The organism is Idiomarina sp. UBA4520, assembly GCF_002388365.1.
In the GTDB taxonomy this organism is placed as follows: domain Bacteria; phylum Pseudomonadota; class Gammaproteobacteria; order Enterobacterales; family Alteromonadaceae; genus Idiomarina; species Idiomarina zobellii.
The window spans coordinates 1-23,499 of record NZ_DGMK01000020.1; the positions used below are offsets into that span (position 1 = coordinate 1).

Here is a 23,499-nt window from a genome sequence, read left to right on the forward strand (position 1 = left end):
TGACGCCTCACCCTACTCGATATATCTATACAACCTGTTTATAACGATAATAATCGGCACCTCTTCCGAACCTAACAACTGCATGCTAATCTAAAATAATTGACTATTTATTCAGGGGCGTTGCATGGGGTTGTATCAAAATGCAGATGTAAGAGACAACTGTGGCTTTGGCTTAATTGCTAATATCAATGGTGAGGCCAGGCATGAGTTAATCGCTACCGCATTGCATGGTCTGGACAGAATGCAGCACCGTGGCGGTATTGGTTCGGATGGTAAAACAGGCGACGGCTGTGGTCTTTTATTGCAGTTACCCGAACAATTTTTTAAGGACTACGCGAAGTCTCAGAATTGGTCGCTCAGTAAAAAGTTTGCTGTTGGTATGGTGTTTTTTAGTAAAGACCATGACAAAAAGGAAGCCGCTCGCCAGCTTATAGAGCAAGAGTTACAAAAAGAAACTTTAACCGTAAACGGGTGGCGTAAGGTTCCGACAGAGCCTTCTATTTTAGGTGAGCAAGCCGCACTGTCTGAGCCTGATATCGAGCAAGTCATTGTGTCAGCACCTCCCGGCTGGCGAAAAAAAGACCTGGAACGTCGGCTATATATGGCGCGCCGTCGCATAGAACAGCATTATGCCGACAATAGTGAACTGTATATCGCTTCTTTATCAAGTTTAGTCATTGTTTATAAAGGTCTGGTGTTAGCAAAAGATCTGGCTAGTTATTATCACGATCTCGCTAACGACAAACTGACGACGACTATTTGTGTGTTTCACCAACGCTTTTCAACGAATACTCAACCCCGTTGGCCATTAGCACAGCCATTTCGCTTTCTCGCCCATAATGGTGAAATTAATACCATACGGGGAAACCGACAGTGGGCAAGAGCCCGAGCCTATAAGTTCCACACGCCGCTACTGCCAGACTTACAAAACGCAACGCCGTTAGTTGGCATGAGCGGCTCAGACTCTGCTTCTCTCGACAATATGCTGGAGTTACTGTTAGCCGGTGGTATGGACTTATTCCGCGCAATGCGCTTGTTAATTCCACCTGCCTGGCAGGGTGATGCAACCATGTCGGAAGATATGCGTGCATTCTACGAGTTTAACGCGCTTCATATGGAGCCCTGGGACGGTCCTGCCGGTGTTGTCTTAAGTAATGGTCGCCATGTGGCTTGCAGTCTGGATAGAAACGGCTTACGTCCTGCACGTTACGTGTTGACCGAATCTGGCACTCTCACTATCGCGTCAGAGGTGGGTATTTGGGACTACGACGAAGCCGAAGTCAAAGAAAAAGGTCGACTGGGACCGGGGCAGATGATGGCCGTCGACACCTATACCGGAAAAATTTGGTATAACGATGACATAGAAACCGAGCTTAAAGATCGTCACCCCTACAAGCAATGGTTGTCACAAAACCGTCGCCATTTAGTGCCGTTTGAGCGCAGTCACGCCGACAAAATAGGCCAGCGGCTGTATGACGACGAGACAATGGCGGTATTTCATAAAGCGTTTCTCTACTCCGAAGAAGAACTGCAGCAGGTGATTAGTGTTCTTGCTAAAGACGGTCAGGAAGCGGTTGGCTCCATGGGCGACGATACCCCGCAAGCCTTTTTGTCAAAGCAACCGCGACTGCTTTATGACTATTTCCGGCAGCAGTTTGCGCAGGTCACTAACCCCGCCATCGACCCTATTCGGGAACGTCACGTTATGTCGTTAAGCACCATCATTGGTCGCGAGCATAACGTATTTAATGAAGCGTCTGGCGATGCCGACCGAGTGGTCTTTGAGTCGCCTATTTTAATGTATACCGACATTAAGCAACTGCGGGAGTTAGATGAAAAACACTATCGTAGTATGAATTTTTCACTGGCCTTTAATCCGGCAGATAAGCCGTTACAACAGGCGCTCACTGAAGTTGTTGAGAACGTGGTTGAGGCGGTAAGGCAGCAAAGCGTGGTCATTGCCATTCTTAGCGACCGCCACTTTGAAAAAGGCGATGTTACTATTCCGGCACCAATGGCGGTTGGCGCGGTTCAACAGGCGTTGGTGCATGAAAACCTGCGCTGCGACTCCAATATTATTATTGAAACTGCGTCAGCGCGTGACTCGCATCACATGGCGGTTCTTCTGGGGCTGGGTGCCACGGCTATATACCCATTTTTGGCGTACGAAACGGTTGAACAGCTCGTTGAAAAGCAAAAAGTTGACTTATCCGTCCGAGAAGCACTACTGAATTACCGCAAAGGGCTGAATAAAGGGCTGTTGAAAATACTCTCGAAAATGGGTATTTCGACAATCTCCGGCTACCGTGGCGCATCGCTGTTTGAAGCCGTTGGGCTTAATGAGGATGTCAGAGAGCTGTCCTTTTGCAATATGCCTGCGCGCATTAACGGAACAGGTTTTGACGACATACAGCAGGATTTACTGCAGCGTTTCCAGAAATCCTGGTTAAAACGCAAACCCTTAGCGCAGGGTGGTTTATTAAAGTACGTTCATGGCAGTGAGTATCATGCTTATAACCCCGATGTTGTGGTGGCCTTACAGGAAGCGGCTAATACCGGAGACGAAGGCGCTTACAAAGTTTACGCCAAGCATGTGAATGAACGACCAGTGACTCATATTCGTGACTTGCTGGACTTGAAGCTGCCGGAAACCCCCGCTATCGACATTAAACAGGTTGAACCCAAAGAGCGTTTGTACCAACGCTTTGACACCGCCGCTATGTCCATTGGTGCGCTCAGTTCAGAAGCCCATGAAGCACTAGCGGTAGCAATGAACCGAATTGGCGGACACTCCAACTCTGGAGAAGGGGGTGAAGACCCTAAACGGTTCAATACTGAAAAGAACTCTCGTATTAAACAAGTCGCGTCAGGGCGTTTCGGTGTGACACCGCATTACCTGGTGAATGCTGACGTTATTCAAATTAAAGTGGCTCAAGGCGCGAAACCCGGAGAAGGAGGGCAACTTCCCGGCGAGAAGGTGACTGCGGAAATTGCCCAGCTGCGCTACGCAGTGCCGGGTACGACATTAATATCACCGCCGCCGCATCATGATATTTATTCGATTGAAGATCTCGCCCAGCTTATTTTTGATCTTAAGCAGGTAAATCCAACGGCGCTGGTATCAGTGAAGTTGGTTTCTACGCCGGGTATTGGAACCATCGCTACGGGGGTGGCAAAAGCCTATGCTGACCTTATTACGGTCTCGGGCTACGACGGTGGCACCGGTGCCAGTCCGTTAACCTCAGTGAAGTATGCCGGCTCACCCTGGGAGCTGGGGCTCGCTGAGGTGCATGAGGCCTTGGTTACCAACAAACTAAGACACAAAATACGGCTGCAGGTAGATGGTGGTCTGAAAACCGGCAAAGATATTGTCAAAGCCGCTATTTTAGGTGCGGAAAGCTTTGGTTTCGGTACTGCGCCGATGGTCGCTCTGGGCTGTAAATACTTAAGAATTTGCCACTTAAATAATTGCGCGACCGGTATTGCAACCCAAGACGAATTACTCAGGAAGAAGCATTTCTCCGGCTTGCCGGAAAAAGTCATTCGATTGTTTGAGTTTATGGCGGAAGAAGTGCGCGACATTCTGTCTTACTTGGGCGTAACAGAGCTTACGGACGTGATTGGACGCACAGATTTGCTGGAGCGCTTACCGGGTGAAACGAAACGTCAGCAAGCGGTAGACTTAACCGAATTGCTTGCGTCGTCGGGCATTCAGTCTGAATACCCATTGCATTGCACAGAAAAGAACGAGCCTTTCGATAAAGGCGACTTGAATCAGCAAATATTATCAGCGGCTCAGTCTGCCGTGGAAAATAAGTCAGGCGGCAAGTGGTCGTTTTCCATTCAAAATAACGACCGCTCTGTTGCAGCGAGTTTATCGGGCCATATTGCTAAATGGCATGGTAATCAGGGTATGGCGACAGCGCCTATCACTTTGAACTTTAACGGTACGGCAGGCCAAAGCTTCGGTGCCTGGAACGCTGGTGGCTTAAAACTAAGACTGACCGGAGATGCCAACGACTACGTCGGTAAAGGCATGGCTGGCGGCGAAATTGTCTTAAAGCAGCCTAGAAATGCAAACTACCTAAGTCATAAAGCAGCCATTATGGGTAATACTTGCTTGTACGGAGCCACCGGAGGCAAGCTTTATGCAGCGGGCGGTGCCGGCGAACGATTTGCCGTACGTAATTCAGGAGCCACCGCTGTGGTTGAGTCTATTGGTGATCACGGCTGTGAGTACATGACAGGTGGTATTGTCGCAGTATTAGGCGATTGCGGCATCAACTTTGGTGCCGGTATGACAGGCGGTTTTGCGTATTTGCGAGACATCGACGGAGACTTACACCGCCGTTTAAACCATGAGCTGGTTGATGCGTTAGAAATAGAAACCTCCATTATTAAAGAGCATTTGCGTGGGCTTATTCATGAACACCATGAGGCCACCGGCAGTGCATACTCCAGAAAGCTACTAGCGTCCTTTGACGAGACGGTAAAAAGCTTCCGTATTGTGAAGCCAAAATCTCAGGACGTGTCCGACTTACTGGGACACCGCGCACGCTCTACTGCTGAACTTCGGGTACAGGTGATGTAATGAATAAAAATGTGTATCAATTTCTAGACGTTCAGCGAATCGATCCGCCGAAAATGGCTGCCGATGAGCGCCGTATTGAATTTACCGAAATTTATGAGCCTATGTCGGGTGTACAGTTGCAAGGGCAGGCTGATCGTTGCCTGGACTGTGGTAATCCGTATTGCGAGTGGAAGTGTCCGGTTCACAACTATATTCCACAATGGTTGGAATTAGCGAATCAGGGGCGGGTAACGGAAGCTGCAGAGCTTATGCATAAAACCAATAGTCTGCCAGAGGTCTGTGGTCGTGTGTGTCCGCAAGATCGTCTCTGCGAGGGGGCTTGCACGCTTAACGATGGCTTCGGTGCTGTCACTATTGGCAGTATTGAAAAGCAAATTGTCGATGAAGCCTTTGCCAATGGCTGGCGACCCGACTTAAGCGGGGTCGCACCGCGAGTGGAGCGAGTCGCTGTTATTGGCGCAGGACCGGCCGGTTTAGCCTGTGCCGATGTACTGGCGCGTAATGGTGTTACCGCAACGGTGTATGACCGTTACCCTGAAATTGGTGGGTTGCTGACTTACGGTATTCCACCATTCAAACTCGACAAGGCAGTCATGAAGTTACGCCGCGAGATATTCACTGAAATGGGCGTGCGATTCGAATTGGGCGTTACTGTTGGTGAGGATATCAAGCTCTCGGAACTGCTTGAGCAATACGACGCGGTGTTTCTGGCGTTAGGCACCTACAAAGCACTGGATGGCGGCTTAAAAGGGTTAGAGCATAACGGAGTGTATCCGGCATTACCGTTTCTTATTGGTAACACACAAACCCTAATGGCGCATAAGCCCATGCCGCAATACCCGCATATCGACCTTAACGGGCAACAAGTGGTGGTGCTGGGTGGTGGTGATACCGCTATGGACTGTGTACGCACTTCAATTCGGCAAGGTGCGACGTCGGTGACTTGCGCTTACCGACGCGACGAAAGCAATATGCCGGGCTCGCGCCGCGAGGTGGAAAACGCCAAAGAAGAAGGTGGTGAGTTCTTATTTAACGTTCAGCCAGTGGAAATAGAAGCAAACGAGTCTGGACAGGTGACTGGTGTCAAAATGGTGAAAACGGCATTAGGACAGCCCGACAGTGATGGCCGACGCCGGCCTGAGCCTGTTGCGGGCTCTGAGTTTACCTTACCGGCAAGCGCAGTGATCATTGCTTTTGGTTACCAGGCGAACCCACCTGAGTGGCTGAAGAAGCATAATGTTGAACTGAGCGACTGGGGCACGGTGTTAACCGACTCGAATCGAGAGTTCGCTATGCAAACCAGTCACCCGAAGATCTTCGCCGGTGGTGACATGGTTCGCGGCGCAGACTTGGTTGTTACCGCTATAGCCGAAGGTCGCTCCGCCGCTGAAGGAATGCTCGATTATTTTGACCAGCTATCAATAAAAGCCTCATAGCCTTCGACAAAGGTGGGGTATTTAAGCTTATAGCCGCTGTTTTTAAGGCGGCTATTGTCACAGAGCTTTGAACCTCTGGGACCTGGGCCAGGCTCTACGTCAGAGGTAATACTGGCTCCGAGTTGCTCCGCTAACCATTGATACATGTCGTATTGTTTAACGGGTTTATCGTCACTGACAAGATAAAGCGGCTGCGGGCTTTTAATCGATGTTAATAACGCATGAATAAAACCGGCGACATCATCTTGATGAATTCGGTTCGTCCAGCTGTCACGTAAACTCATGTTGCCGGCAATCAGTTGTTTTAATAAATAGTCCCGACCTTTGCCGTAAATACCGCTGCAACGCAATACTGTGGTTTGGCTCGGCAGCGAATCGATTAACGACTCAGCCTGTAACAACGCTTTGCCAGACTCTGACGTCGGAGCTGTTTCACTGGTTTCATCTATCCACTCGCCATTTTCCTGAGCATAAACGCCGGTACTGGACACATAAATAATGTAAGGCTGTTGCCCACTTTGTGCCAATACCTGCTGCAAGTGCCTACAAGGCACGACGTAGCCATCGTGGTAGCGTTGTGAGCCTGAGCTCGAAGGCGTCAGAGTAATAACAACAGCGTCCCATTGAGTGTCGAATAACTGCCGTAAGTCCTGCTCGTTATCATAGTCCCCAGCAACAAGTTGCACGCCGTCAATAACAGGCTTGTTGTCGGGGTGGCGGCAAAGTCCGGTGACACGATGACCTTCTGCTGCCAATAAACGTGCGATACGTTGCGCGATGTCTCCGTAGCCGAGTAAAAGCGTTTGCATGATCAACCCCTTAGCGTTAATGTAAATAAAATGTATCAGCGACTTAAATAACGATAAAAAACAGTGCCACAATGACCTTCAATGCCGCCTTGCAGACACTCGTTGACGAGTTAAAAACAGAGTATCATCGCTCGCAGTTTGAGTCTGTATTTAAGCGCAAAACAAAGCACCTCAGCGGTCCTGAAAAGCTGAAAGTGAAAATGGCGATTACCGAATTGGCGAAACCGGCATTAGGCGTTGTCGATTTACGTAAAAAAGTCCCATATGACGTGTTCCCTTATCCCTTTCAGGGCCGCACGCATTATTTTCACAACCGCGCACAGCAACTGTTTGAACAGGGGCTTAAAGCGTATAAAGGCGTTTTTACCGAAGACACTAAACAGCAAATTCTGGCGTTGAGAAATCAATACACTCATGAATTAACGGCAAGTAATACACAAGCGGCTTCCTTAGACAGCTTTATAGCCGGGCATCCTTATTCTCGTCGGGAAGAGCGTATGAACTTTGTCTCGCCGATTTCTTTTACGTTAGCGGATGGACAGTCGTTTACTGCAACGTCGGTGGATATATCGACAAATGGTCTGCAAATAAAAGTGGAATCTTCCGAACAAATAAAGTCGTTACTTTTTGCTCAGCTGGAAGTGTGCTTTTCTGGCATAGCAGAGAATTTTGTGGTTAACAGTAAGCCGTGCGTGCAATACCGCGTGGTTGCTGTGCAGAGCAGTGAACCATACGTTTACTTGCGGCTGAAGCGATTAGAAACTGATGACAACAACGCCTTTCGCACTTTTATTAATGAGCTTATCAGTCAGTATAAACCACGCTATAAAGTCAATATTGATCATAGCTTGCAGAGAGTAAAAGCCCGTGGTTATGAAACACTGTGGGCGAGCGTCTACGGTGGATTAAAAATAGTCTTGCCAGACGATAAGCCAACTTGTTGTGTGCTGGCTACTGAAACTAACCGGACTTTATTAAACAGTTGGCAAAAGCATGCCACCGATACGCTCGCGCAACTCATGGAAATGGCGTGGGTGAAGCAATCGGTTGATGAGCTGAAAGCGGAACGTAAGCAAAGTCGACGTCAGCTTTGTTTTTTCAGATTGAGTCTGCCGCTAAATAAGCGTTGGCACGAGTACATTGTTCCTGTCGCCGAATTGAGCAAAGAAGCAGGCTGGCTAGGGTCGTTATTTGCTTTAAAACAGGCTGGGTACCCTGTACAGATTTATGAAATCACCCTAACGCACGATGCCAAGCGACACGCAGTATTTGCTGAACTTCAAAAGTTGCCGCTGCCGTTTGTGAATGACACAAATGTTGAGAAGCTAGCGCTGTCAAAGTTGAAACCTTACCAGTTAGAAGACCCTTCGTTACGGAAAGTCTCAGTTATTGAAAGCGATGAGAGCACTCTGTCAGTGCAATTTAGCAATGCTTTATCGAACGCCTTATTTGTTCATAAAGACGGCGGTAAGTGGCAGCCTAAAGTAGCGGGTCTTATGCCCTTTAGCGAGGGCTTGCCGGCTCCCTTTAAAGACGCCGGCTTTTGGCTCAGTGACAGTGATAAAGTATTGGGGGGGCGACAGTTACAGCGGCAAATTATTGATGCGTTAAAGCGAACAAAAGATCCCAGCGATTTGCCAACGATTGTTGTATTACGAGTGTCGCACCTTCCAGGCAAAGAAACGGTAATAGGGCGGTCATTAAAGACCTACAAGACTTTTAATGAGGCGGCTGAATATGTGAATTTTCTAAAAGATGACGGTCAAATTTTAGCCTTACACATCCACGGCAGCTGCTGTGAAGCCAACTTGAGCGATGCGGTGCGTAACGAATTGTCCTATATAAGCCGCTATCTACCGCACCGGGCGAAAGAGTTTGAAGCGGAGTTTCTTCAGTGTAAGGCTGTTATTACCGTGTCAGACGTGACTCAAAGCCTGATTCATTTATCTTCACTTGTACAACAGCCAAAGAGCGTTCTAAAGCAAGCCAATTAAGCGCCTTTTCATCACGGTTGTCATACCGCATAATCGAATGACATTACTTCAATAGTTAAGAAGGGTTGTTTTATGACTAAACAATGGTTAGCGCCTGCGCTGTTACTGGGGCTGGGTACGACGTTTTCATTCGGAGTCCATGCTCAGGACGCAGTGAGTTATGAAGATAAAGAAGAGCTGCACGACATTGTGAAAGCCGTAGAAGCCGACAACATAGAAAAAGACATTCGTAAATTAGTGAGCTTCGGTACGCGTCATACGCTGTCAGAAACGGAGTCTGATACTCGTGGTATTGGTGCTGCGCGCCGCTGGATTTATTCGGAGTTTGAGAAAATATCGCAAGCCTGCGGTGGTTGTCTGGAAGTTATGTATGTCAGTGACGTTGTGTCTGGCGAAGACCGCATTCCAGACCCGGTAGAAGTAAAAAGCGTTATTGCTATTCAAAAAGGAACAACCGATCCGAATCGCTACGTCATGATGTCAGGCGATATCGACTCTCGCGTTAGTGACGTTATGGACTACACATCAGACGCTCCCGGTGCAAATGACAATGCTTCAGGTGTTGCAGGCACCTTGGAAGCGGCACGCGTGCTGAGTCAATACGAGTTTGATGGCTCTATCGTTTACGCCGCTTTGGCGGGCGAGGAACAAGGTTTGTTTGGCGGTAAAATTTTGGCGAAGAAAGCCAAAGACGAAAATTGGCATCTAACCGCTGTGTTGAATAACGACATGATTGGCAACATTGAGGGTATTAACGGTGTTATCAACAATTCAACTGCGCGAATTTTTGCTGAAGGCACCCGTATGAACGAGTCAGACCGTGAAGCCACTATGCGTCGTTACTATGGTGGGGAGGTTGACTCTCCGTCTCGCAATTTAGCGCGTTACATAGACTGGGTGGCAGACCGATATGTGCCGAATTTAGATACCATGGTGATTTATCGTTTAGACCGTTTTGGTCGTGGCGGTCACCACAGACCCTTTAACGACCTCGGCTATCCGGGCATTCGTATTATGGAAACGAATGAAAACTACAACCGTCAGCATCAGGACTTGCGTACCGAAAATGGCATTAAGTATGGTGACACTATTGATGGTGTGAACTTTGAATACGCCGCTAAACTAACCGCATTGAACGCCGCATCATTGGCTAGCATGGCGTGGGCTCCACGACCACCGGCGAACGTTGAAATTGAAGGGGCTGTTAAACCAGATACAACGTTAAGCTGGAGTGCGCAAAGCGAAGACGAAGAGAACATTACTGGTTATAAAGTGTATTGGCGTTTAACCGACGCACCACAGTGGCAGTTTAGCCGCTATGTTGGCAACGTGAATGAATACACGCTGGAAAACATTGTGATCGATAACTACATTTTTGGTGTAGCTAGTGTAAGCAAAGACGGCTTTGAAAGCCCGGTTGTTTTCCCAGGACCAGCAGGACAGTTTTCGATTGAGTGAGACGTACTTTAAAGAACTACCTGTGCCACTGAATGACAGCGACGAACCAAGAACTGTTGGTTTTGAGCTGGAGTTCAGTGGCTTAACATTAGAACAGACATCGACAATTTTGTGCTCAGTCGTCGATGGCGAATGTGTTCGTGAATCAAAAGCAGAGCACAAAGTTAAAACGTCCGACTTAGGCACTTTCAATGTCGAAATTGACTGGGCGTACCTTAAGAAAAAAGCGAAAGCAGAGGGCGCCGACGAGTCCAGCCTGTTAAAAGAGCTGGGCAATTTAGCGGAGCGTTGGGTGCCGATTGAAATTGTCTGCCCACCGTTAACGCTAGAGCAGTGCAAGGTACTGACAACGCTCGTTGATAAGCTTCGTAACGCAGGCGCAAAAGGTACCGATGAGTCCTGGATAGCTGCCTATGGGGTTCATATCAATGCTGAAATTCCTAAACTCGATGCGCCAACCGTACTGCGATATTTGCAGGCCTATGGTCTGCTGCAATGGTGGCTAATCGAGAAGCATCAGGTTGATACCACACGCAAAATCAGCCCGTATATTGATAAATACCCTGAAGACTATCTGCACCGCCTGATGACTCAGGACGAGGCTGATATGTCGACACTCATTGATGATTATTTGTCGTTTAACGCAACTCGAAACCGAGCGTTAGATATGCTTCCGCTGTTTAGCATGGTTGACGAAGATAAGGTCATGAATGTTGTTAATGACGGAAAAATAAAAGCACGTCCAACGTTTCATTACCGTCTTCCTAATTGCCAAATTGAGCATCCCGGCTGGCAGCTTAGTGAAGAATGGAACTTATGGTGGGTGATAGAAGCTTTGGCAAGTGACCAAAACGCTTTGGCGTATTGGCGCAATGCATTTCTCGAGGCGGAGAGACCGATAATGGGCGTCGCCGAAACGGACTGGAAAGAAAGGCTAACGCAATGGCTCAGCGACCGCGAGTGGTGGTAACAGGGGCCGCACGCAAATGGTCTCCCTCGTGGTGGTGCACCTGGCTGGCGCTCAGGCTACTTGGTGCTCACCCCATAAGAGTGAGTGTCAGGCACCGCTGTGAAAGCCCCAACGTGGATGCCGTAATTATTGGTGGTGGCGATGACATCAGTCCGTCTCACTACAACCAGCCTCCCGAGCCCGATGGCGAATATGACCCCGATCGCGATGACATTGAAATTCGCTGGATACAGTGGGCGCTTGAGAATAGAAAGCCGCTTTTGGGCATTTGTCGCGGCTCTCAACTTATTAATGTCGTGCTTGGTGGTGAACTGAACCAGAACATAAAAGAGCTGAGAAAGCTAACCTATAACCGTCCGGGCTTGTTGCCGACTAAACAAGTGTTTTTAGAAAAGGGCAGTTTGCTGTCAGAAATATGCAAGAAGAATAAGCTCCGCGTGAACAGTCTGCACTCTCAAATTGTAAAACGGGTGGGTGTAGGCATACGAGCTACCGGCTGGGACTTAGACGGCTTTATTCAGGCGTCTGAGAGTGATGGTCGAGAACGAGCCGTTATTGGCGTTCAGTGGCATCCGGAATATATGTTTTACGTACCCAGCCAACTCAGAATTTTTCGTTGGTTATTAAGCCGTTAAATAATTAAACGCAAAAACCGATTAATTTCATCTTATTTTATCCGTTCTTTCTGATCCTTCCTTTCAGTTATTCTGTATAAACATTCAACTAAATATAAATCCCGGCAGTTTTGAGGTAAGAGAAAGATGACGATAGCAAATAGGTTATACGCAGGCTTTGCGTTCATTCTGTTATTGCTTGCAATAACCACCATTATAGGCACCTACCAAGTAGGCGAAATTGATAAAACCCTGATGCGTGTCAACGAAGTCGGTAGCGAAAAACAACGATTTGCTATCAATTACCGTGGCAGTGTGCACGACAGAGCCATTGCGTTACGCGACTTAGTGTTAGTTGAGCGTGCCAGCGAACGGCCGCCTTTGAGAGAACTTATTGCGAAGCTAAAAAATGACTACGCAGAGTCTCAACAGGGTATGCAGCGAATTATTTCTGACGAGCAGCTCGTTAATAGCGAGGAAAAATCGCTATTAGCGGCAATAGCGCAAATACGTGAACAAGGCTTAGAGTCTGCTGCGGAAGTTGAGCGTTTGCTGCAGTCGGACCAACGTCAGCAAGCGCAGGACTACGTTATTCGTGAGCTGGGGCCTATTTACGCTGAGTGGCTTAACCGTATTAACGACTTTATCGACTATCAGGAAGCGAGCATCTCTAAGGGCACCCAGGGTGTTATGGAGCGAAGCGAAAACTTTGCCACGTTAATGTGGTGGATAACCGCCTTTGCAATTATTGCCGGTGGTTTGGTTGCCTGGAGAATTGTGGTTCGACTCACACATAAAATTGGTGGTGAGCCAGAAGAAGCAGCCGAGGTGCTTCAGAAAATTGCGGATGGCGATTTAACGGTTGAGACACGGTCTAAGTACAAAGGCAGCATGATGGATGATGTAAACACCATGGTGCGCCGTTTACAGGGTTTGTTGAAGGAAGTGAACGAGTCGGCTAATACCCTAGTTGACGCATCTTCTGAATTGTCCGAAACTGCTGGCAATAATCAGAAGCTTGTGGTTGAACAACAAGAGCAAACTACTCAAGGTGCAACAGCCATTCACCAGATGTCGCAAACGGTTCGTGAAGTTGCACAGCATACCGAAGAAGCGGCGCAGCTAGCCGATGATACCGACAAGGAAACCGTCAACGGCAGCCGTGAAGTGGAAGCAACGGTGCGCTCTATTGAAGAGCTGGCTAAGCAGGTTGAAAGTGCTTCAGCGGTTATTGGTGAACTGTCTGACAATACTGCTGAAATTAATAAAGTTCTAGAGGTTATTGAAGGCATTGCTGACCAGACCAACTTGCTGGCGCTGAACGCAGCGATAGAGGCAGCTCGCGCAGGTGAACATGGGCGAGGTTTCTCAGTAGTCGCCGACGAAGTTCGGGCACTGGCAAACAGAACTCAGGACTCAACACGCAGCATTCAAAGCCTTATTGAAACCATGCGTGGCAGCGCCACCAACGCGGTTGACGTGATGGAGCAAGGCCGCCAGAAAGCCACCGAGAGTGTTGAGCAAGCGCGCAGAGCAGGGGAGTCATTGCAGTCTGTAAACACCTCGGTTGCGAAAATGAGCGACATGAACGCACAAATAGCAACAGCTGCTGAAGAGCAAACCGCTGTTGCAGAAGAAATTAACCAGAACTTCACCTCTATCACCGAAGCTGCTGAGCAAGCCGCTGCGGGCTCAGAGCAAATTAGTGAAGCCAGCCGCGAGCTGCAAGAGCTGGCAAAACGGTTAAATAATGGCATGAAGCGCTTTAAAATTGCTTAAAGCCCTTGATTAGAACGGCTAAAACCCCTACCATAGCGGCCGTTCTGGAGAGGTGGCCGAGTGGCTGAAGGCGCACGCCTGGAAAGTGTGTATACGGCAACGTATCGAGGGTTCGAATCCCTCTCTCTCCGCCAGATACAAAGAAACCGCCCTTGTGGCGGTTTTTTTGTGTCTGCAAGACTCGTTTCTATTGCAATAATCCCCCCGGGTGGTAGTTTAAAAATTCGTTTAATAGGTAAGTACCAGGGAAGGTGTGACATTGCATTTTGTTCTGGCGCTTTCCTGCCAAGTAATAAAACCAATAAGGACAGGTTATGTTTAAGCGAGTTTTACCGGTAGTGGCAGGCGCAATTATGTTATCGGCGTGCAGCGGCGGAACGCCGGCGTGCAGTGACTCTGAAACGGTCGATTTAGTGTTAGAAATTAGCAATGACGAGTTAGTTGCTCAGTTTGGAACTGAATTTGCGAACTTAATTGATATGTCATTAGACGCTATTCGCACGCAGGGGCACGATGAAAAGCTGGATACTTACCAGTGCGCGGCCGATTTAATTATGTCTGGCCCGGGTGGTGAGAGCAATGTGCCGGTAGAGTATACCGTTGAATCAACCGACGATGCTGACGAGTTTTATGTCACGGTCTACGGCTTATAAGCCAGATACTAAAAAGGCGCTCTCTGGCGCCTTTTTGCTTTCATAAACAAAACTTACATCATTTTCTGTAAGTAAAGCTGTTCACCCAGCTTGTCCATCAAGCCCAACTGAATTTTCAGCCAGTAGGCGTGGTCTTCTTCGGTGTCTTTTAAAATACCTACCAACATATCGCGCGTAACGTAGTCGTCGACTTCTTCGCAATACTCGATAACTTCACGCAATGTTTTCGCATTGTTGTACTCAAGCTGTAAGTCGTTTTCCAGCATTTCACGAACGTCAGAGCCAATATTGTGCGGCTCACGGCTTTTCATGTCCGGCTCGCCTTCTAAAAACAGAATACGACGAATCAGTAAATCTGCATGACCACGTTCGTCATCAATTTCATGGTTAATGCGCTCATAAAGCTTCATTAAGCCAAAATCTTCGTATTGACGTGAGTGGGAGGTGTATTGGTCAATTGATGTCAGTTCAAACGCGAGCAAACGGTTTAATTGCTCAACAACATTGTTATCTCTGCGCATTACTCAGCCTCATCCATTTTTGTTTGTAAGTACACCTCATTACCAAGGCGGGAGATAAGATCAATTTGAGTTTCCAGCCAGTCCAGGTGCTCTTCCTGAGCGTCCAGAATATCCCGTAACGCTTTACGACTGACATAGTCTTTGTGCTCTTCGCAGACTTTTATGGCGTCGCGTATGGCGCTGACGTCACCAAACTGCACCTTGTGGTCAAGCTCTAACATTTCGCGAGGCTCTTCTCCAACATACAGCTTTCCTAGCTCTTGTAAATTGGGAATACCTTCAAGAAATAAAATGCGTTCGATAATAACGTCGGCATGTTTCATTTCTTCGATAGATGCTTTGTAGACAGCTTTGTTAAGGCTGTTGAAGCCCCAGTTTTGGTACATGCGGGCGTGTAGAAAGTACTGGTTGATAGCGGTCAGCTTTAAGGTCAGCACCTTATTAAGCTGCTGAATAACTTTTGCATCACCTTTCATAGTTCGAGCTACCTCTTAATTCACAACGTATGAATTAAGTGTAGCACACTGATACTGGCAGCGAAGTCTCTTGAGATTTTTTCGGGGAGTTTTCCTGAAGCGCCTCGTTAAGAACGGTTTTTGCACAGTCTTTACAGCAGCCACATTGCGACGCTACGCCATATTGCTGGCGGAGATCACGCATTGACGAAACCTCTCCACGGCTTACGGCCTGGTGGATGGTTTTATCATTGACTCCTTTACAAAGACATACATACATAGACTATCACCTCAACGAGTTAGTGATAGTCTATTTTAAATGCGAACTATTTGCAATAGCTTTTGAGTGGTACTTACCGTACTTACTAAGGGTTAATAAAACCAGTTTTAAGCAGGTACAGTGTATAAGCAATGTATAAAGCGATAAAAATAGCGCCGTGGACACGGTTAATGCGGCCCTGACGAGCTTTACGTATGCTAAAGGCCATTAATAGCAATGTCAGAACGGCCATGGCAATCCAGTCACGGCTGAGTACCAGAGGCTCTAGTGTAATAGGCTTAATAGCACCGGCAATACCCACGACAGCCAAGGTATTAAACATATTTGAGCCAATTACATTACCCAATGCCAGGTCATGTTCATTTTTGCGTGTTGCCGCAATAGCAGAAGCCAGCTCCGGCAATGAGGTGCCAATGGCAACGACGGTCAGGCCAATAACAAGGTCACTGACACCTAATGCTGTTGCAATATTCACTGCGCCCCAAACCAATGCTCTTGAGCTGACAATAAGCAGCAATAAGCCAACAATTAACCAAATAATAGCGGGTTTCATCGGCAGAGGATGCTCGTCGAGCTCTTGAGTGTATTCAGCAGCGAGCGCGTCGTCACCGCTTTTCGAGCCGACCCACACAGACCAGCCCATGTACGCAAAGAAAACCAATAGAAGAATAGCGGCTTCGAGGTGAGTAATTTCATAATCAAGCAAGAAAATAGCGCTGAGAAGTGTAATACCAATAAGTACCGGCATTTCACGACGAATAACCACTGACTTCACGGCAATGGGCGCTAATACAGCGGTTATACCCAGCACTAACGCGATATTGGTGATGTTAGAGCCATAGGCGTTACCCAATGCTAGCGCAGGGGTGCCATCAATAGAGGCAATGGCCGAGACAACCATTTCCGGGGCCGAAGTGCCAAATCCAATGATCACCATGCCGATAACCAATGGCGCCATGCCTAAATGACGAGCAACGGCGGCGGCTCCTTCAACGAACTTGTCAGCACTCCAAACCAGAACCGCCAGGCCAATAATAACTGCAACTATTGATAACACCATAAAAACTCACGCTTTACCCACTGAATAAACAATGGGCGCTAGTTTAACTCAGTGTTTGTTTTAAAGCATCAATACTTGTTGGGTCATCAATGGTTGATGGTACAGACACCTCGTTGCCTTGTACTAACTGTCGAATAATCCGGCGCAGAATTTTTCCCGAGCGTGTTTTGGGTAAACGCGGAACAATGTGTAAGGTTTTCAGACAGGCAATGGCGCCAATTTTGCTGCGAACGAGCTGTATGAGCTCGTCCTGTAATTGCTCTTGAGTAATATCGACAGCGTTTTTCAATATAACAAAACCGATGGGTAACTCACCTTTAAGATCGTCCGGCTGTCCAACAACAGCACATTCGGCCACTGCGGGATGACTGGCCAGTATTTCTTCCATTTCGCCTGTTGAAAGTCGGTGACCGGCGACATTAATAACATCATCCGTACGTCCCATAATGAAGACATAGCCGTCTTTGTCGATGTAGCCACCGTCGCCGCTGCAATAGTACCCCGGGAAGGCTTTCAGGTAACTGTTGTGCAAACGCTCCTCGTCTTCCCAGACGGTTGTCAGGCAACCAGGGGGCAGGGGTAACCTGACACAAATGGCACCTTCCTCGCCGTTGTCGACCGACTTGCCCAGAGGGTCGAGCACCGATATTTCATAACCGGGTACCGGAAATGTTGATGAACCGGGTTTAACTTTAGCCGACTCAATGCCGACCGGGTTGGCACACATTGGCCAACCGCTTTCGGTTTGCCACCAGTGATCGTAAACCGGTTTGTCGGTCAACTCAGTGGTCCACTCATAGGTGGCTGGGTCAAGGCGCTCGCCGGCCATATAAATTCGCTCTAATGAGCTAATATCGTACTTTTCCAAAAACTTGCCGTCGGGGTCTTCTTTTTTTATTGCCCGGAACGCGGTTGGTGCTGAGAATACCGCTTTAGCTTTGTAGTGCTCGATAATACGCCAAAACGCCCCCGCGTCTGGCGTGTTAACGGGCTTGCCTTCATACAGCACGGTGCTGCACCCAAAAATTAATGGACCGTAGACAATGTACGAGTGTCCAACAACCCAGCCGACATCCGAGGCGGTAAAGAAGGTGTCTCCGGGTTTTAAGCCATACACATAGCTCATTGAGAAATTTAAAGCGGTTGCGTAACCGCCGTGGTCGCGTACCACCCCTTTCGGTTTACCGGTGGTTCCTGAGGTGTAGAGAATGTACAGCGGGTGTGTTGAAGGTACGGCAACGGGCTCTGCGGGCGCCGCATTTTCGACAGCATCGTTCCAGTCGATATCGCCCTCATTTTTTAGCTCGGCTGTGCATTCCGGCCTTTGGTGAACAATGACTGAGCTGGGCTTGTGTGTTGCTTCCTCTATGGCTTTATCGACAATGGGCTTGTACTCTAGAACTTTGTTAACCTCGACACCGCAAGAAGCGGTGACAATGGCCTTGGGTTTAGCATCGTCGATTCGAACCGCCAACTCATGCGCAGCAAAGCCGCCAAACACAACAGAGTGAATAGCACCAATGCGGGCACAGGCCAGCATGGCAATGGCAGCTTGTGGAATCATTGGTAAATAAATAACCACCCGGTCACCAACGTTAACCCCCTGAGCCTTTAAGGCGCCGGCAAAAGCCGCCACTTCTTCCTTAAGCTGGCTATAGGTGTAATGGCGTTGTGTGTTGGTAACGGGAGAGTCGTAATACAGTGCTACCTGGTCACCACGACCTGCATTAATTTGTGCGTCTAACGCTAAATGACTGACATTTACTTTGCCGTCGGGAAACCAGTCAGCCATGCCGTTTTTTCGAACATTGGCTGCGGTTTTGGGTGGGGTAAACCAGTCTAGGCGACTGGCCTGCTCAAGCCAGAATCCTTCCGGGTCTTGCTGGGCTTCAGAATAAAGCTTCTTATAAGCTTGCATAGCACTGTCCTTACTTCTTAAATACTGATGCTTTCAAGCTTATTCTGTTACCCGCAATTTCCCATTCGACTTAGGTCTAACTAAGGTGACTTTTACAGATTTTTACCAAAATCGGAGACGCCGTAGTAGTAAGAACTCGACAACGGCAATAACAACTAGGGCAACACAGAAAATGAGGAAAGCATCCTCACTTCCTACCCCTGGCATACCACCAATATTAATGCCGAAAACCCCCGTCAGAAAGCTTAATGGAAGGAAAACTCCGGCAATAACCGACAGCCAGTAAGTGTTTCTATTCATTTTTTCGGCGATGGCTTGCTGTATTTGCTCACGCTGCATCCAAATCTGTTCAAGCATTAAGTCGATTTGCTCGAACAGTCGTTGGGTGGTGTCGCGTTCGTTAATGAGCCATTGGTGCAACTCACTTGGCATAATGCGCTCGGCTTCTGTTGTGAGCTTTTCTAACGCCGCTAATTGCGGGCGTATAAAACGGTTTAAACGCAATAATCTGCGGTGCAGTGATGTCAGCTGAATCTGCAAAGACGCAGTGTCGTCGAAGCCTTGCCCTTCAATTTTTTCGATGGCGTCTTCAGCGTCTGACACCACGTCTTCGACTTTTAGATTAATTTGCTCAATAAGGCTGACAATAAAGTCGTGCAAAGAGTCTGGGCCAGACTGATGTTTAAGCTGCTCGCGCAAATGCGCAATGGCATTGAAGGGGCGTTTTCTAAAGGTATAGAGCGCGCCTTTATAATAGAGTAAACGTAGGCTCAACATGTCTTCCGGTTGTTCACCGCTGGCTAGGTTAACGCCACGTAGCAGCAAAATAAAGCCGTCGGGTAAGCGTTGAAAACGAGGGCGGGTGTCTTCTTCCAGTACGGCGTCAATGAGAGGCTCCGGAATACCGGCCTGAGTCAGCCAATCGCTTAGCCCTTCAGCGTCCCGTTGAAAGTGAAACCAGCAACTCGGCTGATGAGTCGTTGGCGACGCGCAGGCTTTGGCGGGACTTGTTGAAAAGTCCCAGCTATCAATAAGAAAGTCCATTTGAGCCTCGTTTTAGTCGGGTAACTCACACAATGATGCGTCAAAAACCACTAAATGGTCAAAGTCTACGTTTATTCCTACGGTTGCGCCATCGTTGAGAGGCTGGTGTGAAGGACCTACGGCAAGCACACGGCTGGTATCGGATAACTCGAGTGTATAGAGATAGTGGGAACCGCGAAAGCCTTTACCAACGACAATAGCTTTCATAGCACTGTTTTTATTCAGGACAATGTCGTCCGGGCGAACCAGGAAGTTCACTTGCATATTCGGGTGGTTTTTAATGTCGTCGTGCTCGATAACACCAAAGGCGCTGTGCAATTTGTGCTCTTTCACTTCACCTTGCAGCAAAACACCGCGGCCAATAAAGTCAGCAACCAGCTCGTGTGTGGGCTCGTGATATAACTCGTACGGTGTCTCCCACTGCAAGAGTTGACCTGAGTACATAACGCCGGCTTTGTCAGCCATAGCAAAGGCTTCCTGTTGGTCGTGTGTGACCAGCAGCGCCGTTATATTCTCTTCTTTTAATAAGTGACGAACGTCGTGCGCCAGAATTTCACGTAACTCGGCGTCCAGGCTGGAAAATGGTTCGTCCAGAAGCATTAATTGAGGCCGTGGTGCTAATGCTCTGGCCAAAGCGATACGTTGTTGCTGTCCACCTGAAAGTTCATGAGGGTACCGTTTCTGATAGCCGTTTAGGTCGATACGCAGGAGCAGCTCTTTAACGCGTTGCTCTTGCTCTGACTGACTCCAGTCTTCAATACCAAAGCGAATGTTTTGCTCAACAGTTAAGTGGGGAAACAGTGAAAAGTCCTGAAACATCATGCCGATATTCCGCTTTTCTGTCGCTAGTTGCGTCGAATTGCTGGAAATAACCTTATTGTGCAATGAGATTTTACCAGACGATACTGGATTAAAACCGGCAATGGCACGCAGCAACGTGGTTTTCCCACAACCACTAGGACCTAGTAGGCAGCCAATGTCGCCGGGCGCAAGAGATAAACTGAGCTGATCAACAATACGGTTGCCAGAAAGCTCGATACTGACCGATTCGAGATTCAGTAAAGTACTCATTTAATCTCCTGTTTTAATGGATTTATTACGCAGCGCCCGGGACAGCATCATAACCGGAATAAGCCCAACCGCAACTATCATCAGTGCCGGCGGACCAGCATCGGCTAAGCGCTCGTCAGAAGCCATTTCAAATGCGCGAACGGCCAGTGTATTGAAATCAAAAGGTCGTAGCACTAACGTTGCCGGCAGCTCTTTCATAACATCGACCAGGACTAAGATTAACGCAGCCAGTAGTGGGCTTTTTAACAGTGGTAAATGAACCTTCCATAAAATACGGCGACCGCTGGCCCCCAAAGTTCTGGCACTGTCATCCATTTGCGGGGTAATCTGCTCAAGCCCTGAGCTTACCGTTTGTAGTGATACCGACAGAAAACGAACGCTATAGGCGAATAGCAGAGCAATGACGGTTCCTGAGAAAATCAGCCCGGGGTTCATACCAAATAGCCACTTACTGGCTGCGATAAGTTGATGATCGAACCATGCCAGCGGCGACAGCAGACCAACCGCAATAACAATCCCCGGAATAGCGTAGCCCATTCCTGCCAGCGTAATAGCGGCGCGTAAAGGGCGAGTTGGGTGGCGACGGCGACCGTAGGCCAACCACAACGCCAGTAAAACGGTAATGCATGCGGCTAATAGACCTAACCAAAGCGTGTTGGCGGTTAACACCCAAAATGAAGACTCGAGCCAGACATCTGATTTTTCTACCGACCACCAAAGCAGTTGCGAGGCAGGAATGAGAAAGCCTAAAGCAACAGGTAACCAACAGGTAAAGGAAGCCAGTCCTGCCCGCCAGCCTTTTAGTGGACGTCGTTGTGGTGTGCGGTTTGACGAGCGCTGTTGGTAAAAGCGGGCTCTGCGGCGCGAATAGCGCTCAACCATGATTAATACAATGACGAATATCAGTAGCAGGGCAGATAACTGCAATGCACCCTGGGCATCGCCAATGCCATACCAGGTTCTGAAAATGCCAGTAGTGAAAACGGTGACGCCGAAGTATTCCATCGTGCCGTAGTCAGCCAGTGTTTCCATTAATGCCAAAGTAACACCGGTTGCGATGGCAGGGCGTGCCAGAGGCATGGCCACTCGCCAGAAGCTCTTAAACGAGCCGGCACCTAGTGTCCGCGCGCTTTCAAAAGCCGCCGTTGATTGCTGCATAAAGGCGGCACGGGTAATTAAATAAACATAAGGGTATAAAACGACACACAAAACAAATACGGCACCGCCTAAACTACGAATATTCGGGAACCAGTAATCGCCAATAGATACGTTGAATAGATCGCGAATGAGTTGCTGCACAGGTCCAGCGTAGTCAAGCAAGCCAGTGTAGGTGTAGGCGGTTATGTACGCGGGCATGGCCAGCGGCAACAGCAAGCCCCAGCTTAAATATCGCCAACCGGGAAAGTCGTACTGACTGATGCACCAAGCGGTACTCACTCCCAGCACGGTTACGCCCAGACCAACGCAAACCAATAAAATAAGAGAGTGGCTAATGTACTCAGGAATAACCGTTTGCCAAAGGTGGGCAAGGATATCCCATTGCGGGTTTAATAAGGATAGGGCCACCACAATAAGTGGCAGCCCTATTAATACCGCCACGGCAAAAAGTAACAGCGTGCCACGGCTCATGCAGTACACTCCATGTTTAAATTAACGCCAGCCGGCACGGTTCATTAAACGTACGGCTTCACCGTTGTTTTCACCCAGAACGTCCATTGAAATGTCGTCCTGTTTGAACTCACCCCACTGTTGAAGTGTTTCACTCCACTCAACACCGTCTCGTACGGGGTATTCGTAATTGGCTTGAGCATACCACTTCTGAGATTCCTCAGAGACTAAAAACTCGATAAGTTTTTGAGCTTCGTCAATATTTTTGGCGTGCTTGGTAATACCGATACCAGACACATTAACGTGAGTGCCCTGAGCATCTTGAGCCGGCCAGAATATTTTCACTTTTTGCGCAGCTTCACGCTCGTCCGCGTCGTCTGAGTTCAGCATGTGGCCAAAGTAGTAAGTGTTTGCAATAGCTACGTCACAAACGCCGTACGCAACACCTTTAATTTGGTCTCTGTCGCCGCCTACCGGTTTACGAGCAAAGTTTGAAACAAAGTCCTCAGCCCAGGCTTCGGTTTTTTCTGCGCCATGGTGATCAAGCAGTGCGGCAACAAGCGACTGGTTATACAGGTTATTTGATGAACGAATACAGATACGTTCGTTCCACTGCTCGTCGGCCAGACTCAGATAAGACTCAAGTTGTTCTGGGTCAACTCGATCTGGTGAGTAAAAAATAGGGCGAGCGCGTAAGCTTAGGCCAAACCAAAGGTTGTCTTTTGAGCGGAAGTGTTCGGGCACCGCAGATTTGACAACGTCTGAGTTAAGCGCCTGAAATGCATCGGCTTCAACCGCACGATACAGCGCACCAGCATCAACGGTTAAGAATAAGTCAGCGGGGGTGTTTTCGCCTTCTGAGCCTAAACGAGCCAATAACGCATCGGCTTTACCTGTTAAAAGGTTGACTTCAATACCTGTTTTCTCCGTGAATTGCTCTAAAACAGGTTTGATTAGGGCTTCTTTACGTGCTGAGTAAATATTGACTTCAGCAGCGGCGCTAGTGAATGACACCAGTGTCGCAGAAGTCGCAGCGATAACCGTTAATAAGCGATTTAACTTGCGCATATCTTTTTGACCTCTATACGAACGTTCGATGAATTTCGCTCGATTATATCAGAGTAAATGAATAATGATAGCCATTCTCATTTGAAAATGTCATCCAAATTTTCAATTTGTGGGTAGTCAATAACTTAGCTTCTGCTATTCTACAAGCGACTGCCTACATGCGGAGAATT

The 23,499-nt window shown here is 48.3% G+C and carries 18 protein-coding genes and 1 tRNA gene; 9 read left to right on the forward strand and 10 right to left on the reverse strand.

Translation table 11 applies throughout. The features are described 5' to 3' along the window. The first annotated feature begins 124 nt into the window (after positions 1-124). Both gltB and B3850_RS08395 read left to right on the forward strand, forming a co-directional pair. Positions 125-4,591, forward strand: coding sequence for a glutamate synthase large subunit (gene gltB, locus B3850_RS08390; protein WP_286911630.1), 4,467 nt, complete (start codon positions 125-127; stop codon positions 4,589-4,591). Further along, the gene (locus tag B3850_RS08395; protein WP_286872328.1) at positions 4,591-6,027 is read left to right on the forward strand and encodes an FAD-dependent oxidoreductase; all 1,437 of its coding nucleotides are present in this window, start codon (positions 4,591-4,593) and stop codon (positions 6,025-6,027) included. Before gltB ends, B3850_RS08395 begins: the two co-directional genes overlap by 1 nt. Here the strand turns inward: B3850_RS08395 and B3850_RS08400 are convergent. After that, positions 5,994-6,836, reverse strand: a complete 843-nt coding sequence (locus B3850_RS08400) for an SDR family oxidoreductase (RefSeq protein WP_286911631.1) — start codon at positions 6,834-6,836, stop codon at positions 5,994-5,996. The two genes, B3850_RS08395 and B3850_RS08400, sit on opposite strands and share 34 nt — an antisense overlap. A gap of 71 nt (positions 6,837-6,907) precedes the next feature. On the opposite strand from B3850_RS08400, the gene B3850_RS08405 reads away from it, so the two are divergent. The 7 genes from B3850_RS08405 to B3850_RS08435 all read left to right on the forward strand — a co-directional run bounded on the left by B3850_RS08405 (position 6,908) and on the right by B3850_RS08435 (position 14,304). Beyond that, positions 6,908-8,830, forward strand: coding sequence for a PilZ domain-containing protein (locus B3850_RS08405; RefSeq protein ID WP_286872334.1), 1,923 nt, complete (start codon positions 6,908-6,910; stop codon positions 8,828-8,830). Between the two features lie 72 nt (positions 8,831-8,902). Beyond that, positions 8,903-10,288: a M28 family metallopeptidase gene (locus B3850_RS08410; RefSeq protein ID WP_286872338.1), complete on the forward strand. Its 1,386-nt coding sequence runs from the start codon at positions 8,903-8,905 to the stop codon at positions 10,286-10,288. Continuing rightward, positions 10,281-11,258 (forward strand): amidoligase family protein, encoded by a 978-nt coding sequence (locus B3850_RS08415; RefSeq protein ID WP_286872340.1) that lies wholly within the window; start codon positions 10,281-10,283, stop codon positions 11,256-11,258. Before B3850_RS08410 ends, B3850_RS08415 begins: the two co-directional genes overlap by 8 nt. Further along, complete coding sequence (locus tag B3850_RS08420; protein WP_053952905.1) at positions 11,231-11,893, forward strand: gamma-glutamyl-gamma-aminobutyrate hydrolase family protein; 663 nt, start codon at positions 11,231-11,233, stop codon at positions 11,891-11,893. Before B3850_RS08415 ends, B3850_RS08420 begins: the two co-directional genes overlap by 28 nt. A 126-nt stretch (positions 11,894-12,019) precedes the next feature. Beyond that, a complete protein-coding gene (locus B3850_RS08425) occupies positions 12,020-13,651 on the forward strand; it encodes a methyl-accepting chemotaxis protein (RefSeq protein ID WP_286872346.1) in 1,632 nt (543 codons plus the stop codon). Positions 13,652-13,697: 46 nt separating this feature from the next. Next, positions 13,698-13,785: transfer RNA gene (locus tag B3850_RS08430), tRNA-Ser, on the forward strand. A gap of 180 nt (positions 13,786-13,965) precedes the next feature. Then, positions 13,966-14,304: a hypothetical protein gene (locus B3850_RS08435; protein ID WP_058579469.1), complete on the forward strand. Its 339-nt coding sequence runs from the start codon at positions 13,966-13,968 to the stop codon at positions 14,302-14,304. Between the two features lie 53 nt (positions 14,305-14,357). Here B3850_RS08435 and bfr (B3850_RS08440) read toward each other — a convergent pair whose 3' ends face one another. The 9 genes from bfr (B3850_RS08440) to B3850_RS08480 form a co-directional block, all read right to left on the reverse strand. Beyond that, complete coding sequence (bfr, locus tag B3850_RS08440; RefSeq protein WP_053952901.1) at positions 14,358-14,825, reverse strand: bacterioferritin; 468 nt, start codon at positions 14,823-14,825, stop codon at positions 14,358-14,360. Further along, the gene (gene bfr / locus B3850_RS08445) at positions 14,825-15,301 is read right to left on the reverse strand and encodes a bacterioferritin (RefSeq protein ID WP_053952900.1); all 477 of its coding nucleotides are present in this window, start codon (positions 15,299-15,301) and stop codon (positions 14,825-14,827) included. The genes bfr (B3850_RS08440) and bfr (B3850_RS08445) overlap by 1 nt, the downstream gene beginning before the upstream one ends. Before the next feature lie 34 nt (positions 15,302-15,335). Next, on the reverse strand, positions 15,336-15,560 hold the full coding sequence (locus B3850_RS08450; RefSeq protein ID WP_074668873.1) for a bacterioferritin-associated ferredoxin: 225 nt from the start codon (positions 15,558-15,560) through the stop codon (positions 15,336-15,338). Between the two features lie 85 nt (positions 15,561-15,645). Further along, positions 15,646-16,620 (reverse strand): calcium/sodium antiporter, encoded by a 975-nt coding sequence (locus tag B3850_RS08455; RefSeq protein ID WP_286911632.1) that lies wholly within the window; start codon positions 16,618-16,620, stop codon positions 15,646-15,648. 43 nt (positions 16,621-16,663) lie between these two features. Further along, positions 16,664-18,538 carry an acetate--CoA ligase gene (locus B3850_RS08460; RefSeq protein ID WP_286911633.1) on the reverse strand — a complete coding sequence of 625 codons (1,875 nt, stop codon included), beginning with the start codon at positions 18,536-18,538 and terminating at the stop codon, positions 16,664-16,666. A 102-nt stretch (positions 18,539-18,640) separates the two neighbouring features. Further along, positions 18,641-19,582: a CorA family divalent cation transporter gene (locus tag B3850_RS08465; RefSeq protein WP_286875498.1), complete on the reverse strand. Its 942-nt coding sequence runs from the start codon at positions 19,580-19,582 to the stop codon at positions 18,641-18,643. Between the two features lie 12 nt (positions 19,583-19,594). Continuing rightward, the gene (locus B3850_RS08470) at positions 19,595-20,653 is read right to left on the reverse strand and encodes an ABC transporter ATP-binding protein (protein ID WP_286875496.1); all 1,059 of its coding nucleotides are present in this window, start codon (positions 20,651-20,653) and stop codon (positions 19,595-19,597) included. Continuing rightward, positions 20,654-22,282, reverse strand: a complete 1,629-nt coding sequence (locus tag B3850_RS08475; RefSeq protein ID WP_286875494.1) for an ABC transporter permease — start codon at positions 22,280-22,282, stop codon at positions 20,654-20,656. A gap of 21 nt (positions 22,283-22,303) precedes the next feature. Continuing rightward, positions 22,304-23,329, reverse strand: a complete 1,026-nt coding sequence (locus B3850_RS08480; RefSeq protein ID WP_286911634.1) for a Fe(3+) ABC transporter substrate-binding protein — start codon at positions 23,327-23,329, stop codon at positions 22,304-22,306. Between the last annotated feature and the right edge of the window lie 170 nt (positions 23,330-23,499).

What these genes read in the sequence shown, in the direction of transcription:
- gltB (WP_286911630.1), top strand. Translation starts at nt 125, where the DNA reads ATGGGGTTGTATCAAAATGCAGATGTAAGAGACAACTGTGGCTTTGGC.
- B3850_RS08395 (WP_286872328.1), top strand. Translation starts at nt 4,591, where the DNA reads ATGAATAAAAATGTGTATCAATTTCTAGACGTTCAGCGAATCGATCCG.
- B3850_RS08400 (WP_286911631.1), bottom strand. Translation starts at nt 6,836, where the DNA reads ATGCAAACGCTTTTACTCGGCTACGGAGACATCGCGCAACGTATCGCA.
- B3850_RS08405 (WP_286872334.1), top strand. Translation starts at nt 6,908, where the DNA reads ATGACCTTCAATGCCGCCTTGCAGACACTCGTTGACGAGTTAAAAACA.
- B3850_RS08410 (WP_286872338.1), top strand. Translation starts at nt 8,903, where the DNA reads ATGACTAAACAATGGTTAGCGCCTGCGCTGTTACTGGGGCTGGGTACG.
- B3850_RS08420 (WP_053952905.1), top strand. Translation starts at nt 11,231, where the DNA reads ATGGCTCAGCGACCGCGAGTGGTGGTAACAGGGGCCGCACGCAAATGG.
- B3850_RS08425 (WP_286872346.1), top strand. Translation starts at nt 12,020, where the DNA reads ATGACGATAGCAAATAGGTTATACGCAGGCTTTGCGTTCATTCTGTTA.
- B3850_RS08435 (WP_058579469.1), top strand. Translation starts at nt 13,966, where the DNA reads ATGTTTAAGCGAGTTTTACCGGTAGTGGCAGGCGCAATTATGTTATCG.
- bfr (WP_053952901.1), bottom strand. Translation starts at nt 14,825, where the DNA reads ATGCGCAGAGATAACAATGTTGTTGAGCAATTAAACCGTTTGCTCGCG.
- bfr (WP_053952900.1), bottom strand. Translation starts at nt 15,301, where the DNA reads ATGAAAGGTGATGCAAAAGTTATTCAGCAGCTTAATAAGGTGCTGACC.
- B3850_RS08450 (WP_074668873.1), bottom strand. Translation starts at nt 15,560, where the DNA reads ATGTATGTATGTCTTTGTAAAGGAGTCAATGATAAAACCATCCACCAG.
- B3850_RS08455 (WP_286911632.1), bottom strand. Translation starts at nt 16,620, where the DNA reads ATGGTGTTATCAATAGTTGCAGTTATTATTGGCCTGGCGGTTCTGGTT.
- B3850_RS08460 (WP_286911633.1), bottom strand. Translation starts at nt 18,538, where the DNA reads ATGCAAGCTTATAAGAAGCTTTATTCTGAAGCCCAGCAAGACCCGGAA.
- B3850_RS08465 (WP_286875498.1), bottom strand. Translation starts at nt 19,582, where the DNA reads ATGGACTTTCTTATTGATAGCTGGGACTTTTCAACAAGTCCCGCCAAA.
- B3850_RS08470 (WP_286875496.1), bottom strand. Translation starts at nt 20,653, where the DNA reads ATGAGTACTTTACTGAATCTCGAATCGGTCAGTATCGAGCTTTCTGGC.
- B3850_RS08475 (WP_286875494.1), bottom strand. Translation starts at nt 22,282, where the DNA reads ATGAGCCGTGGCACGCTGTTACTTTTTGCCGTGGCGGTATTAATAGGG.
- B3850_RS08480 (WP_286911634.1), bottom strand. Translation starts at nt 23,329, where the DNA reads ATGCGCAAGTTAAATCGCTTATTAACGGTTATCGCTGCGACTTCTGCG.